This window comes from Mesorhizobium sp. M0621 (assembly GCF_040320745.1).
In the GTDB taxonomy this organism is placed as follows: Bacteria; Pseudomonadota; Alphaproteobacteria; order Rhizobiales; family Rhizobiaceae; genus Mesorhizobium.
Map to the genome: position 1 here is coordinate 70,773 of NZ_JAMYQF010000001.1, position 14,251 is coordinate 85,023.

General features: G+C 63.3%; 16 protein-coding genes and 1 pseudogene. 9 read left to right on the forward strand and 8 right to left on the reverse strand.

Annotated features, from left to right (window positions below):
* The 7 genes from NKI38_RS00405 to NKI38_RS00435 form a co-directional block, all read right to left on the reverse strand.
* Positions 1-1,026: a MotA/TolQ/ExbB proton channel family protein gene (locus NKI38_RS00405; RefSeq protein ID WP_352653887.1), complete on the reverse strand. Its 1,026-nt coding sequence runs from the start codon at positions 1,024-1,026 to the stop codon at positions 1-3.
* A 109-nt stretch (positions 1,027-1,135) separates the two neighbouring features.
* On the reverse strand, positions 1,136-1,822 hold the full coding sequence (gene trhA, locus NKI38_RS00410; RefSeq protein WP_352653889.1) for a PAQR family membrane homeostasis protein TrhA: 687 nt from the start codon (positions 1,820-1,822) through the stop codon (positions 1,136-1,138).
* A gap of 106 nt (positions 1,823-1,928) precedes the next feature.
* A complete protein-coding gene (locus NKI38_RS00415; RefSeq protein ID WP_352632013.1) occupies positions 1,929-2,729 on the reverse strand; it encodes an inositol monophosphatase family protein in 801 nt (266 codons plus the stop codon).
* An 83-nt stretch (positions 2,730-2,812) separates the two neighbouring features.
* Positions 2,813-3,379, reverse strand: a complete 567-nt coding sequence (efp, locus tag NKI38_RS00420) for an elongation factor P (protein WP_013529127.1) — start codon at positions 3,377-3,379, stop codon at positions 2,813-2,815.
* A 140-nt stretch (positions 3,380-3,519) separates the two neighbouring features.
* Positions 3,520-4,515, reverse strand: coding sequence for a tetratricopeptide repeat protein (locus NKI38_RS00425; RefSeq protein ID WP_502899232.1), 996 nt, complete (start codon positions 4,513-4,515; stop codon positions 3,520-3,522).
* Positions 4,516-4,561: 46 nt separating this feature from the next.
* Entirely contained in the window at positions 4,562-5,209 is a 648-nt protein-coding gene (locus NKI38_RS00430; RefSeq protein ID WP_352653893.1) for a thiamine phosphate synthase, read from the reverse strand.
* A gap of 132 nt (positions 5,210-5,341) precedes the next feature.
* Positions 5,342-6,247 carry a DMT family transporter gene (locus NKI38_RS00435; RefSeq protein WP_352653895.1) on the reverse strand — a complete coding sequence of 302 codons (906 nt, stop codon included), beginning with the start codon at positions 6,245-6,247 and terminating at the stop codon, positions 5,342-5,344.
* A gap of 132 nt (positions 6,248-6,379) precedes the next feature.
* Between NKI38_RS00435 and NKI38_RS00440 the strand changes: the two genes are divergently transcribed.
* The 3 genes from NKI38_RS00440 to NKI38_RS00450 all read left to right on the forward strand — a co-directional run bounded on the left by NKI38_RS00440 (position 6,380) and on the right by NKI38_RS00450 (position 8,577).
* A complete protein-coding gene (locus NKI38_RS00440) occupies positions 6,380-6,859 on the forward strand; it encodes an Lrp/AsnC family transcriptional regulator (RefSeq protein ID WP_127268483.1) in 480 nt (159 codons plus the stop codon).
* A gap of 101 nt (positions 6,860-6,960) precedes the next feature.
* Positions 6,961-7,689, forward strand: coding sequence for a class I SAM-dependent methyltransferase (locus tag NKI38_RS00445; RefSeq protein WP_352653898.1), 729 nt, complete (start codon positions 6,961-6,963; stop codon positions 7,687-7,689).
* Positions 7,690-7,806: 117 nt separating this feature from the next.
* Positions 7,807-8,577, forward strand: a complete 771-nt coding sequence (locus tag NKI38_RS00450; protein ID WP_352653900.1) for a sulfite exporter TauE/SafE family protein — start codon at positions 7,807-7,809, stop codon at positions 8,575-8,577.
* Between the two features lie 37 nt (positions 8,578-8,614).
* Here the strand turns inward: NKI38_RS00450 and NKI38_RS00455 are convergent, their stop codons facing one another.
* Positions 8,615-9,166, reverse strand: a complete 552-nt coding sequence (locus NKI38_RS00455) for a DUF2269 family protein (protein WP_352653902.1) — start codon at positions 9,164-9,166, stop codon at positions 8,615-8,617.
* A gap of 324 nt (positions 9,167-9,490) precedes the next feature.
* Between NKI38_RS00455 and NKI38_RS00460 the strand changes: the two genes are divergently transcribed.
* The 6 genes and pseudogenes from NKI38_RS00460 (at position 9,491) to NKI38_RS00485 (ending at position 14,250) form a co-directional block, all read left to right on the forward strand.
* Positions 9,491-9,871, forward strand: a complete 381-nt coding sequence (locus NKI38_RS00460; RefSeq protein ID WP_352653904.1) for a hypothetical protein — start codon at positions 9,491-9,493, stop codon at positions 9,869-9,871.
* Positions 9,872-10,309: 438 nt separating this feature from the next.
* Positions 10,310-10,843, forward strand: a complete 534-nt coding sequence (rcdA, locus tag NKI38_RS00465; protein WP_352653906.1) for a protease adaptor protein RcdA — start codon at positions 10,310-10,312, stop codon at positions 10,841-10,843.
* A gap of 74 nt (positions 10,844-10,917) precedes the next feature.
* A complete protein-coding gene (gene ruvC / locus NKI38_RS00470; protein ID WP_352632033.1) occupies positions 10,918-11,427 on the forward strand; it encodes a crossover junction endodeoxyribonuclease RuvC in 510 nt (169 codons plus the stop codon).
* A gap of 62 nt (positions 11,428-11,489) precedes the next feature.
* Positions 11,490-12,110 carry a Holliday junction branch migration protein RuvA gene (gene ruvA / locus NKI38_RS00475; RefSeq protein ID WP_352653908.1) on the forward strand — a complete coding sequence of 207 codons (621 nt, stop codon included), beginning with the start codon at positions 11,490-11,492 and terminating at the stop codon, positions 12,108-12,110.
* Between the two features lie 43 nt (positions 12,111-12,153).
* On the forward strand, positions 12,154-13,191 hold the full coding sequence (gene ruvB, locus NKI38_RS00480; RefSeq protein ID WP_352653910.1) for a Holliday junction branch migration DNA helicase RuvB: 1,038 nt from the start codon (positions 12,154-12,156) through the stop codon (positions 13,189-13,191).
* A 162-nt stretch (positions 13,192-13,353) separates the two neighbouring features.
* Positions 13,354-14,250, forward strand: a pseudogene (locus NKI38_RS00485) (metallophosphoesterase).
* The last annotated feature ends 1 nt before the right edge of the window (position 14,251 follow it).

Below are 14,251 nucleotides of genomic sequence, written 5' to 3' on the forward strand. Positions count from 1 at the left end.
TCAGTGCACCCCTGGCTTCTTCAGGGCGTCGGCGATTTTTTCCAGCGTGTTGCGCATCGCCTTCTGTTCGTCCGACTGGGCCTCGACCCAGTCGCGCATGATCTGCTGTTCCGAGCGCATGTTCTTGACCAGGCCGGAAATGCCGTCGGCGAGATTGGCCATGGCGGTGGCGACGCGGGGGTTGGAGCCGCCGCCATTCTCCTGCATGCTGCGCAGCCGTTCCGACAAAACCCGGATCTCATCCGAGGATTCGGTCTTGGCCGGATCGGAGACGACGATGTCGGACGAAAGGTCCGTCACCGAGGACAACCAGTTTTCCAGTTCGGTGTAGAAGCGCGTCTGGGCGCGGCCGGCCTGCAGGTCGAGGAAGCCGAGCACCAGCGACCCGGACAGGCCGAACAGCGAGGACGAGAAGGCCGTGCCCATGCCTGCCAGCGGCGCTGAAAGCCCTTGCTTCAACGAATCGAGCACCGCGGCGGCGTCACCCGTGCCCGGGTCGAGCGATTCAATCGTCTCGCGGATCGAACCGATGGTGTTCAACAGGCCCCAGAAGGTGCCGAGCAGGCCGAGGAACACCAGCAGCCCGACGAGGTAGCGCGAGGTGTCGCGGCTTTCGTCGAGGCGCGTGGCGATGGAATCGAGCATGGTGCGCATCGAGCTGGTCGAGAAAGCCGTCGCCGCAGAGCGGCCAATCATTGCCTTCATCGGCGCCAGTAGCACCGGTTCGGTGCTCTCCGAGCCGGCGCGAAAGGAGTTGACCCAGCGCACTTCGCGAAACAGCCGGCCGACCTGGGCGAAGGCCAAAAGGATGCCGACCACTAAGACGCCCACGATCAGGCCGTTGAGGCCGGGATTGCTGCCAAAGGCGGTCGAGATCTGGCGGGTCAGGATGGCGGCGATGAAGGCGACGATGACCAGGAAGATCACCATGGTCAGCAGGAAGACCTGCGGGCTCGACAGTTTATGGGGGTCGTAGATCAGGACATCAGAGCGTCTGCCCATGCCAAAGGATTTGAGAAAAGCCATCCGTGCCCCGTTTCCGATGCCGCCCGCCGATCACGTTGACCGCGACTCTAAACGGAATTGTGACCAAATTGAATGGCGCTTGGCAATATTGCCGCGTCGATAGTCTGTGTCAGAGGCGATTGATGACCAGACAGTCGACCATGGCAGCCAGATGCAGACCGGCGCCGGTGACCACGAAACCATGCCACAGCGCATTGTGGAAGCGTAGCTCCTTCCAGGCAAAGAAGATGACGCCGCAGGAGTAGACGATGCCGCCGGCGACGATGAGGGCGATCGATGTCGTCGGCAGCGTCTGGACAAGCGGCTTGACCAGGATGATGCCGCTCCAGCCGATGGCGAGATAAAAGACGATGGCCAGCCGGTCGAAACGGCCGGGAAAAAACACCTTGACGGCAATGCCCAGCACTGCCGCGGTCCAGACCAGGACAATCATCCAGCGCGCCAGCGGCGAGCCTTCGAGCTGGGCCAGGAAAGGCGTGTAGGTCGCGGCGATCAGCAGATAGATCGCGGCATGATCGAAACGCCGCAAGACCCATTTCGCCGGCGACGACACCGGCCACAGATTGTAGGTCATCGACACCGACAGCACGGTGAGCAGCGAGACCACATAGAAGGCGGCGGCGATATATTCGCCCGGCCCGACACGAAAGGCAGCCAGCGCCAGCAGTGCCGAGCCGGCCGATACCGCCAGCACGATGCCGACCGCATGGACGATGCCGTCGGCGATCGTCTCGGCGCGCGAATAGTGCCAGCGTCCGATGAACGGGATGTCGGGGGTGGGCTTGATGTCGTTCACTGCCGGGTTTCCTGCGCCGCGCACCACAAATCTGGGCGCTCACCAAGCAGTATTTCAAGTCTTGTTTGCGGTTTTACGGCTGCGGCGCATCAGCGCGGCTTGCCTGTCAACGAGAGGGGAGGGGCTTCTTCACGGTCTTCAGCAGGGCGCGTTGAATGATCTCGTTGCCGGCGACAACCGAGCCGTTGTCGAGCATGTCCTGACCGCCATCCATGTCGGAGGCGAAGCCGCCCGCCTCGCGGATCAAAAGCAGCCCGGCGGCAATGTCCCAGGCAGACAGCCCAGTTTCCCAGAACCCGTCCATGCGACCGGCGGCGACATAGGCCAGATCGAGCGAGACGGCACCCATGCGACGGACGCCGGAGACCTCGGCCATGACGTTGCGTAGCTCGACGAGGAAATTGCCGTGGTGGCCACGGCCGAGATGCGGCACGCCGCAACCGATCACTGTGTCGACCAGCTTGGTGCGGCCGGCGACGCGCAAGCGGCGGTCGTTCATGAAGGCGCCGCCACCGCGTTCGCAGGTGTAAAGCTCGTCCATCGCCGGGTTGTAGATGACGCCGGCGACGATCTGGCCCTGGCGTTCCAGCGCGATCGAAACGGCAAAGAGCGGGATGCCGTGCAGGAAATTGGTGGTGCCGTCGAGTGGGTCGACGATCCAGCGATGCTGGCTATCGTCACCTTCGACCGCGCCGCGCTCTTCCATCAGGAAGGCATAGCCCGGCCGCGCCTTGGACAGCTCGGCAAAGACGATGTCCTCGGCCTTGCGGTCGGCCTGGCTGACATAGTCGCCGGGGCCTTTCATCGAGACCTGCAGGTTCTGCACCTCGCCGAAGTCGCGCGACAGTGAGCGGCCGGCCTTCATTGCGGCCTGGACCATGACGTTGAGGAGGGCTGAGCGTGCCATACTGGTTCTTCCTGCTGCTCTTTAAGCTCTGGCTTGATGCATGTCGGTGACCCAAAACCGGGGCCACTTTTGGGCGACCTGCATCAGTCTGCGCGGCGCACGTAGGTGATTTCGTTGGTGTCGACGATGATGCGCTCGCCGGCGCCGATGAATGGCGGCACCAGCACGCGGATGCCGTTTTCCAGGATCGCCGGCTTGTAGGACGATGCCGCCGTCTGACCCTTCACCACCGGGTCTGCCTCGGTGATAGTCAGCGTCACATAGTCGGGCAGCGATATGCCGATCGGCCTCTCTTCGTAGAGCTGGACCGTCACCATCATGCCGTCCTGCAGGAAAGCCGCACGATCGCCGACGAAGTCCTTGTTCAGTTCGAGCTGCTCGTAGCTTTGGGTGTCCATGAACACCAGCGCATCTTCCTGCGCGTAGAGGAATGAAAAATCCTTCAGGTCGAGCCGGATCTGTTCGACCGTCTCGGCCGAGCGGAAGCGCTCGTTGAGCTTAGTGCCGTTGATGAGGTTCTTCAGTTCGACCTGGTTGTAGGCGCCGCCCTTGCCGGGCTTGACGGTGTTGGTCCTGACCGCCACCCAAAGGCCGCCATCATGCTCGATGACATAGCCGGGACGGATTTCGTTGCCATTGATCTTGGCCATGATGAGGTGATCCGGGATGCTACCCACGGCCAGGCCGTTGGTATGGGATGTTCGCTGCGAAAGCGATTTCGGGCTCCCAAGACCACAAATCACCCGAAGAGGCAAGGGAGCGCCAAGTCGGGGTCGGGTTGGAGAGGCCGCTACGGCAGACGGTTCGCCTTCTGCAATGCCTGCTTGGTCTCGTCGTCGCTCAACCCTTGCAGGAAGTCGTCCATCTGCGGATCGATGAGGCCGGCGCGGCGGGCGACAATGTACCAGGCGCCAGCAAGGACGAGATCCGGATCGGTGCCGATGCCTTGCATATAGAGTTTTGCCAGGCGGTTCTGGGCGGCGATATTGCCGCCTTCCGCCGCCTGCTTCGTCCAGCCGAAGGCGGATTTCAGGTCGCGCGCACCGCCGCGGCCTTCAATCATCCAGGCGGCGAGGTCGATCTGCGCGGTGTCGTAATTCTGCCGTGCCGCCTGCGCCAGAAGGCGCCTTGCCTGCGCATCGTCGCGCGGCTTGCCGCCGACGCCATTGGCGTAGATCTGCGACATCGCATATTGCGCGTCGGCGAGGCCGGTCGCGGCGGCGCGCTCATAGTAGGAGACGGCCTTGGCTATGCCGGCGTCGCCGGGGTCCTGCTGGACCAGCATCTGCGCGAAATTGAACTGCGCCAGCCGGTTGCCGGCTTCCGCGGCGGCCTGCATCAAGGCATAGGCCGCCTTTTCGTCCTTCTTGACGTAGCGGCCGTCGAGCAGCATCAGCGCATACTGGAATTGCGATTCCGGTACGCCCTGTTCGGCGGCGAGCGCGTACCATTTCGCCGCTTCCGCCGAATTGAGCGGCACACCGAGCCCTCGCGACAGGATCTCGGCGATCAGCGTCTGCGCGGCAGGATCGCCTTTTTGCGCCCGGACCAGCGCGAGATTGTAGGCCGTCTTGTAGAGCCCGCGCTGGAAGGCACCATAGGCCGCATCGGCGGGTTTTGCGCCGAAGCGGTCGGGGTTGATGGCGTCGGCCGACGGCAGCGGCGCCGGTTCTGCCGTGGTGGCGGGCTGCGGCAGCGGTTTGTCGATCGGCTTGTCGGTGTGGATGCCGGTTTCCGGCTTGGGCTGCGGCAGCGGGATGGTCTCCGCTGCCGCTGCCTGGACCATCAGCACCGCAAGCAGAGCCTGGAAGGGAAGCGTCGCCGAGGGCACGTCAGTCCTCGAAGCGCGGCGCGGTCTCGTCGAGCAGCGCGTTGGCGGTGGCGACCGCTGTCCTGGGATCGGTGCCGTCGGCAAACACGGCGCTCGATAGCGCCACGAATTCAGCACCTGTGGCGCCCACCGCTTCGACCGAGGCGATGTCGGATCCGGCCATGACGATGCACGGGATCTGGATCATGTCGGCCCACCATCTGCCGAGCGACAGGTTGCGCGGGTGCGGCTCGGGCTTGTTGTCGTAGCCGAAGCGGCCGAAGAAGACGTAGTCGGGCCGTGTTTCGCCAAGTTCGAGCGCGTCGTCACGCGTCTTGGCGCCGCCGGCGCCGACCATCATCTTTGCCTGGAAATGCTCGATCGTCTCGGCGAGTTCGGCCTTGGAGACCTCGACATGGATGCCGTCGGCCTGGACGCGGCCGGCTATACGGGTGTCGCCGGCGATGATGACGGCCGCACCGGCCGCTTGCGCTGCCGGCACGATCTGCTCGGCGAAAGCCTGGAAGGAGGCCTCGTCCATGCCGTTTTCGGGCAGGATCAGCGAAGCGACGTCGCCGCCCTCGAATGCGGCGGCGATACGGGCCGCCGGCACGCCGGGCGGCGCAATCAGCACAATGCGACAGCGGTTGGGGGGCGTTGCGTCATTCATGATTCTTCGGGTCCCGCGTTTCGCCTATGCCGGGCGAAGATGGTTGGATTGCGGCATAGAGCAAAGTGCCCGCTTTGAACAGGCGGGCAGCCGGGATCGCGATGTTGGCCCGCCAGACGCCGGCGGATCGCTTTATTTGATCGGGTGCGGGCTCGCGACGGGTGGTTTGCCCTTCCACAGCGTCCAGCCGAGATTCATACCGGCGGCGGCGATCAGGATGGCGGAGGCGCCGACGATCTGGCTCAGGTGCAACCGATGGCCGAAGGCGATGACATCGACCAGGATGGCGACCACCGGGTAGATGAAGGACAGCGACCCCTGCAGATGCGTCGGCAGCTTCTGGATGGCGCCGTACATCAATATGTACATGAGGCCGGTGTGGACGATGCCGAGCGTCGCCAGCATGGTCCAGCTCCACGCATCGGCCGGAAGCTGGGATAGATTGGCGAAAGGCGCCAGCATGACGACGCCGACGCAGACCTGGATCAGCGCGATCAGGTGCGGCGGCGTGCCCTTGAGCTTCTTGGTGACGATGGCGGCGACGGCCCAGAAGAAAGCCGCGCCCAACGCCATGACGATGCCGGTAAGGTAATCCGTCCCGACATCACCGGCATCAGGAGCGGCCTGCACGATCAGCACCATGCCGGCGAAGGCGATGGCCAGCCAGGTCAGCTTGGTCAAGGTCAGCCGCTCGGCGAAGAAGAGCGCGCCAAAGCCGACCAGCATGAAGGGCTGCGTGTTGTAGACAGCGGTGGCGATCGAAATCGACGCGCGCGAGAATGCGCTGAACAGCAAAAGCCAGTTGACGACGATGGCGACGCCGCCGAGCGCAGCGATGCCGATGATGCGCAGCGACAGCCTGTTGCGCAGCAAGCCCAGGGCGGTGCAGATGACGAGCAGCGTCAGCGCGCCGAACGCGCAGCGCCAGAACACCACATCCATGATCGGCTGGCCGGACAGGACGACGAACCATCCGATCGTTCCCAGGATCGCCATCGCGGCGGACATTTCGACCGTGCCACGCACTGTATCGTTCACAACAAACCTCCGTACCAGTTGAGCCGGCATAATCTCATGAGGAAACGCGGCTTTCCATCTGATCAGAAAGGATGTATGGTTATATTACCTAATTATATTAGGAAATGTCTCCAAATTAGCGAGAAATGTAAAATGCTTGATGATCTCGACCGAAATCTCCTCGAAATCCTGGTTAAGGATGCGCGGACCTCGCTGAAGGAGCTGGCCGCCCAGGTCGGGCTGTCCTCGCCAAGTGTTTCGGAGCGGCTTCGACGGCTCGAGGAGCGCGGCGTCATCCGGGCGTTCACTGTCGAGATCGATCCGCTGGCGCTCGGCTATACCTTGCAGGCCATCGTGCGCATCCGGCCGCTGCCCGGCAAGCTGCATATCGTCCAGAAGCTGATCGAGGAAATCCCCGAATTCGGCGAATGCGACAAGGTGACGGGCGATGACTGTTTCGTCGCCCGGCTGTTCGTGCGCTCGATCGGTGATCTCGACGGGATTTTGGACCGCATCGCCGACAAGGCCGAGACCAGCACCGCCATCATCAAGGCGCAGCCGATCCGTCGGCGGCCGCCACCGCTCGATGCAACCGCGTCTCGCGACAGGGCAAAAGTCTTGCAGGCATCCTGAACGGATCGGTCAGGGTCCGATTTTCAGAGGGCCGATCGAAGACGGGTGGAAAGCCGGCGGCCGGTTGGTTAGGGTGCCGGCCCAAACGAATCGAGACCGTCATGGCGCAGAATATATACGACCGGGAGGATTTCTTCGCAGGCTATAGCCAGCTCTGCCGTTCGGTCGAAGGGCTGGATGGCGCCGCCGAGTGGCCGGCGCTGCGCGCGATGCTGCCCGAGGTCCGCGGCTTGAGGGTCGCCGATCTCGGCTGCGGCTTCGGCTGGTTCTGCCGCTGGGCGCGCGAGCATGGGGCCACGGAAGTCCTTGGCTTGGATCTTTCCGAAAAGATGCTTGCCCGGGCGAGGGCCGCCGGCTTGGACGCCGGCATCACCTATGCGAAGGCCGATCTCGATCAGCTTAGCCTGCCGCAAGCCAGCTTCGATCTCGTCTACAGCTCGCTCGCCTTGCACTATGTCGAGGACGTGATGCGTCTGTTCAGGACCGTGCATCAGGCGCTGGGGTCCGGCGGGCATTTCGTTTTCTCGACGGAACATCCGATTTTCATGGCGCCCACCAATCCCGGCTGGGTGATCGATGCCGAGGGCCGCAAGACATGGCCTGTCGATCGGTATCTGGTGGAGGGGCCGCGCACCACCAACTGGCTGGCCAAGGGCGTGGTGAAATATCACCGCACGATCGGCACCACGCTCAACGCTTTGATCCGGTCCGGCTTTACTATCGGCCATGTCGAGGAATTCCGCCCGACCGATGCGCAGATCGCGGCCAGACCCGAACTGGCGGAGGAACTAGAGCGGCCGATGTTCCTGCTGGTCTCGGTCCGCCGATAGGCACAGGCCGCCGTCAGCCAACGGATGGGCGGCCATGCCGATATTTGCTGTCGCTCCGCTCGGGATTCTGGGCTATTCAAGCGTCGATACGCCTTCCCTCCAGACCAGTCCCCCCCCATGTCCAGCCTGCTTCTCGATCCGTGGTTCTACGCGGCTGCCCTTCCGGCGGTCATTCTGGTCGGCCTGTCGAAGGGCGGGTTCGGCGGCGCCGTCGGTTTCGTCGGCGTGCCGCTGATGGCGCTGACCATGCCGCCGGTGCAGGCGGCCGCCATCCTGCTGCCGATCTTGTGCCTGATGGACATCGTCTCGGTGTGGACATGGTGGGGTGTCTATAACAGAAAGATGCTGGTCGACATGATGCCGGGCGCCGTCATCGGCATTGGTCTCGGCTGGCTGACGGCGGCACTGGTCACAGAAGAGGCGGTGCGGCTGATCGTCGGCGCGGTCGCCATCATTTTCGTCCTGCGCTGGCTCTATCTGCAGTTTCGCCACGGCGCCGACCACGCGGCCGCGCCCAACCGTGTTGCCGCCGCCATCTGGGGCACGGTCGCCGGCTTCACCAGCTTCGTCGCCCATGTTGGCGGCCCGCCCTTCCAGGTCTATGCCTTGCCGATCCGGCTCGATCCTAAGGTGTTGTCGGGCACGGCGGCGATCTTCTTTGCCGCCACCAATGCGCTGAAGCTGGTGCCCTATTTCGCGCTCGGCCAGTTCGACACCGCCAACCTGACGGCATCGGCAGTTCTGATGCCGCTGGCGCCGCTGTCGACCATCGCCGGGGCGTGGCTGGTGCGACGGATGCGCCCGGAAACATTCTATCCCTTCACCTACGCAACCGTCGCGGTCGTAGCGCTGAAGCTGCTTTGGGACGGCATCGCGGGCCTGATGTAGGAAGGTGAGGCGGCCGCGTAGCCGCCTTCACTGAGGGTCAGGCGGCGCTCGGCACGAGGCGGCGGTTGCCGCCAAAGGCCAGTGTGGCGCCGGCCACGACGACCAGCACCATGCCGGCGAGGATGCCGATATCATGTGCGGTCGGCTTGAGCACCATGTCGGCGACGATCACCAGCATCACCGCATAGTCGAAGCGTGCCGCGCTCATCATACGCTCACCGATGGCAAGAACAGCCGGTGTGACACCGTCCTTGGCGATCATCGCGTCCATGCGCTCGCCGGTCGGCTTGAAGATCAACATGCCGATCGAAAAGGTCGTGGCGTAGCCGGCCAGGCCGATCAGTATCCACAGATCGGAGAAGCCGACCCAGAACCAACACATGATGAGCCCGAAGATCAGCGTCAGCATCGACATCGGCGCGAAAAACCTGCCGCCCAGCTGGCCGCTGGCGCGCATCGCCTGCAGCTTGTCCTCAATGTTGCCCGCCCGTTCGGCAAGCACGCCGAGCAGGAACAGCACAAAGCCGCCACCGACCCACAGAATGGCCGAGATGACGTGGAGGAATTTGGCGATCGAATACCAGTCCATGGGTTGCTCCTGCAATATTCCGGTCAGGTTTGCGGCGGTGCGGATTGCGCCGGCCGTCAGAGGAGCGGGCGTTTAGCGCGGCGCCTGTTTCGGAACGATGTCGCGAAAGCCCGGTTCTGTTTCAGTGCAATGAAGAAGCGGCTGAGATAGTGAACGCGCTATCTGATTTCCTGCTAATATACGAATCGTCGGGAGGGGGTTGGCGCGACATCGTCCGGAAACATCGCCGATGCTAGTGCGCTAACGCCGGGAGCCCGGTGGCGACAACAGTCGTCTGACCATCAACCCATTCCCACAAACGGGAAAGGCAATCGAGGGGACATTATGCAAGGGGTAGCACGGAATTTCTTCACGCTGGCCATCATCTATGCGCTGTGCGGCATGGCGCTCGGCCTGTACATGGCGATCAGCCAGGATCACGGCCAGATGCCGACCCATGCCCACACGATGGTGGCCGGATGGCTGATGTCGGCCGTCTTCGCCTTCTTCTACCATCTGTTTCCGGCAATCGGGCAAAAGACGCTCGCCACCGTTCATTTCTGGCTTACTGCAATCAGCGGCATCGGCCTGCTGATCGGCCTCTTTTTCCTGCTTGCCGGCAATGCCGCGATCGAACCGCTGGTGGCGGCCTCTTCGATGGGCTTCTACGCTGCCCTGCTGCTGTTTGCCTTCATCGCCTTGCCTGCGGTCTGGAAGACCGCCTGAACTGGGCATGAGGCAAGATAAGGCTATGCCTGCGGTCTGACGGCCTGAGCTGAACTCCGCTTTGGTGGCCAAGTTAGGTTCGTTCTGTGCTGTTACGGCACAGGACAGGGGAGTTCGGTCAAAAAAGCATCGCGCCGTTAAGGCTTCATTAAGCTTTACAGGTGTTTACTATGTTCATCCAGTGATCTGGATTCTTACCGAGTGGTTGGAGCCACTTTGTTTGACGCCTCCCTGTTAAACTCCTGAGAGCCGCCTTATCCGCGGCTCTTTTTTTGTCCGCATTTTCGGGCATCGGCCAGCGGACAGACGTTAACCTTCTGTTAAACATGTGCTTGCCTTCACCGGTGACGAAGCGCATTTTCAAGCTTCAGTCAGATAGGGTTCCGGGTGTAACGGCAGGGAGCCGAATCAGCCGGTTGCAAGTGCAGGGGCGTATCAATGAACGAGCTCTCGAAGGGCAGTGCGAAAACCGTCAAGCTGGCGGAACGCCGGGTTTTCTCGCAATCCTTCAAGCCGCTTTACCAGGAAGGCATGGGCCTGGTCGAACACGCGGCCGAATATCTTGACGGCAAGGGCCGGGCTGAGGCGAAGAAACTGTCGAGGCTGGCGGCCACGCTCTATGCGGCCGAATCGATGCGGCTGACCACCAGGCTCATGCAGGTTGCCTCCTGGCTGCTTTTGCAGCGCGCCGCCAACTCCGGCGAGATGACCCGCGACCAGGTCGCGTCGGAAAAGTCCAAGGTGCGCCTCGATACCGCTTCTGCCCATGATGAAGCCGCCGGCTGGGCCGAACTGCCCGAGGATTTCCTCGACCTCGTCACCCGATCGCTGCGCCTGCAGGCACTGGTCCGCCGCATGGACGAGGAGATCTATGGCTCCGGCGCCGTGGTCGACATGCAACCGATGGCTCGCCGCTCCAATCCGGTTTCCGACCAGATCAGCCTGCTCAACACGGCTTTCGCCCGCGGGTAACCTCGGCTACCTCTTCGTTTCCGGTTTGTTCACATTTCGCTGGCATCGCTGCGTGCCAGAGGTAAAGTTGGCAAATGGCGGAAGCGATTCGCATCATCGGTATTGATCCGGGGCTCAGGCGCACCGGTTGGGGCATCGTCGAGAGCCTTGGCAATTCGCTGCGCTTCATTGCTTCGGGCACCGTGAAGTCCGACGACAAGGCGGCACTGGCGACGCGGCTGTGCCAATTGCATGACGGGCTGGCCGAGATCCTGCACACCGCCATGCCGCACGAGGCGGCCGTCGAACAGACCTTCGTCAACAAGGACGCCGTGGCGACGCTGAAGCTTGGCCAGGCGCGCGGCATCGCCATGCTGGTGCCGGCGCGTGCGGGTCTGGTCGTCGCCGAATATGCGCCCAACGCCGTCAAGAAGGCAGTGATCGGCGTCGGTCATGGCGACAAGAAGCAAATCCATATGATGGTGAAGGTGCTGTTGCCGAAAGCCATTTTCGATACCGAACATGCCGCAGATGCGCTGGCGATTGCCATCTGCCACGCGCATCACCGGCAGAGCGTGGCCTATAGGATGGCGCTGGCCGGTTAGCGATGTTCTTGATCTCTCCTGAAACGCATCCATGAGGGCCTATCGTCCATGAAAGATCAGGCATGATCGGCAAGCTCAAGGGCACGCTGGACGAGGTCGACGAAGATCATTGCCTGGTCGACATCCATGGCGTCGGCTATGTCGCCTATTGCTCGGCGCGCACGCTGGCCGCGCTGCCTTCGCCCGGCGAAGCTGTGGTGCTGTTCATCGAGACCTATGTGCGCGAGGACATGCTGCGGCTTTACGGGTTCAAGTCGCAGCTCGAGCGCGAATGGTTCCGGCTCTTGATGAACAATGTGCCGGGCGTCGGCGCCAAGGTGGCGTTGGCCATCCTGTCGACGCTGGCGCCGGCCGACCTCGCTAATGCCATTGCGCTGCGCGACATCGCTGTGGTTTCGCGCGCGCCCGGCGTCGGCAAGAAGGTGGCCGAGCGCATCGTCACCGAGTTGAAGAACAAGGCGCCGGCCTATGCCGGGACCGCTTCGGGGACCATCGGCCTGAAGCAGGAGCTCGGCGACGGCGTGGCATCCGCGCCGATTACCGACGCGGTCTCGGCGCTGGTCAATCTCGGCTATTCGCGCGATACCGCGGCCAATGCGGTGTCGGCGGCGCTGAAGGCGGCGGGTGAGGATGCGGACGCGCCGAAGCTGATCCGTTTTGGGCTGAAAGAACTGGCGCGATGAGTCGTCGCTTGTTCAGCACTCAACCCTGTGCAAGGAAAGCGGCATGAGCCTGTCGCCCCGCCTGATTGCGCCCGAAAAACACGGCGAGGATGCCGAGCAGACCTTGCGGCCGCAGACGCTTGACGATTTCGTCGGCCAGGCGGCGGTGCGGGCCAATCTCAAAGTGTTCATCGAGGCCGCCAAAGGCCGCAACGAGGCGCTCGACCACGTGCTGTTCGTCGGGCCGCCGGGCCTCGGCAAGACGACGCTGGCGCAGATCATGGCGCGCGAACTCGGCGTCAATTTCCGCTCGACCTCCGGCCCGGTCATCGCCAAGGCCGGCGACCTCGCGGCGCTGCTGACCAATCTCGAAGAAGGCGACGTCTTGTTCATCGATGAGATCCACCGGCTGAGCCCGGCGGTGGAGGAAATCCTCTATCCGGCGATGGAGGATTTCCAGCTCGACCTGATTATCGGCGAGGGGCCGGCGGCGCGCTCGGTCAAGATCGACCTCGCCCGCTTCACCCTGGTCGCCGCCACCACGCGGCTCGGCCTGCTGACCAATCCGCTGCGCGACCGTTTCGGCATTCCGGTGCGGCTCAATTTCTACACGGTCGAGGAGCTGGAGCAGATCGTGCGGCGCGGCTCGCGCATCCTGCAGATGCCGCTCGGTGACGACGGTGCGCTGGAGATCGCGCGGCGCGCGCGCGGCACGCCACGCATCGCCGGAAGGCTCTTACGCCGCGTGCGCGATTTCGCTTCGGTCGCCGGCGACGGCCATGTCAACCGCAAGATCGCCGACGAGGCGTTGACCCGGCTGGAGGTCGATGCGCTCGGCCTCGACGCGCTCGACCGCCGCTACCTGTCGATGATCGCGCGTAATTTCGGCGGCGGGCCAGTTGGCATCGAGACGATCGCCGCCGGCCTGTCCGAACCGCGCGACGCCATCGAGGACATCATCGAGCCCTATCTCATCCAGCAAGGTTTCATCCAGCGCACGCCGCGCGGCCGGATGCTGACGGCCAATGCCTGGCGCCATCTCGGCCTCGACGCGCCGAAGGATCTGGCGCAGCAGCAGATCAACCTGTTCCAGGAAGAGTAGCGGCCCCGGCGATCAGGCGCAGGTTCCAGGCGGATAAAAGGATCCGTGAACAGCCTGCGCAAAAAATCCTCTGCTTCGCCGGTTTGCCGGCGCATTCGTCGGCTTTGGTGACGGTGCCATCTCCGGAGCAATCTCGCTCCGATCGTTTGCCGGAGCCATGCAATGATCACCAGACGCGGGTTCTTGCGCCTCGTCGGCGGCTCGTTCCTGTCGGTCGCCGCGCTCAGCGCCTATGCGGCCGGCATCGAGCCGATGCTGCTGACGCATGTGAAGCGTTATGCGCTGACGCCGCCGCATTGGCCGGCGGGCTTGAAGCTGCGCGTCGTTGCGCTTGCCGATATCCATGCCTGCCGGCCCTGGATGACGCCGGAGCGGATCGCTTCGCTTGTCGAAGACGCCAATGCATTGCAGCCGGACCTGATCGTGCTGCTTGGCGACTATATTGCCGGCATGCCGCTGGTGACCGGTCCGGTGACGCCAACGCAATCGGCATCGGCACTGTCGGGTCTCAAGGCACCGCTCGGCGTGCTGTCGATCCTTGGCAACCACGACTGGTGGAGCGATGGCTTTGCGCAGCGTGCCGGGGCCGGCCCGACCATAGCGCGCAAGGCCTTGGAGAAAGTCGGCATTCCAGTTCTGGAGAACGATGTCGTGCGCCTGGAAAAGGACGGGCATGGTGTCTGGATTGCCGGGCTCGCCGACTAACTCGCACTGCTGCCGACCTGTGATCGCGCCGGCTTCACGGGGCTGGACGATCTCGACGGCACACTGGCCAAGGTCAGCGACACTTCGCCCATCATCCTGCTTGCGCACGAGCCCGATATTTTTCCGAAGGTGCCGCGGCGAGTCTCGCTGACCCTGTCCGGCCACACCCATGGCGGACAAATTCGGCTGTTCGGCTATTCGCCCGTCGTGCCGTCGCGTTTCGGCAATCGCTATGCCTACGGCCATGTGGTCGAGAACGACCGCAATTTGATCGTTTCGGGCGGGCTCGGCTTCAGCATATTGCCGGTGCGTTTTGGAATGCGCCCTGAAATCCTGTCGATCGACCTTGGCTGAA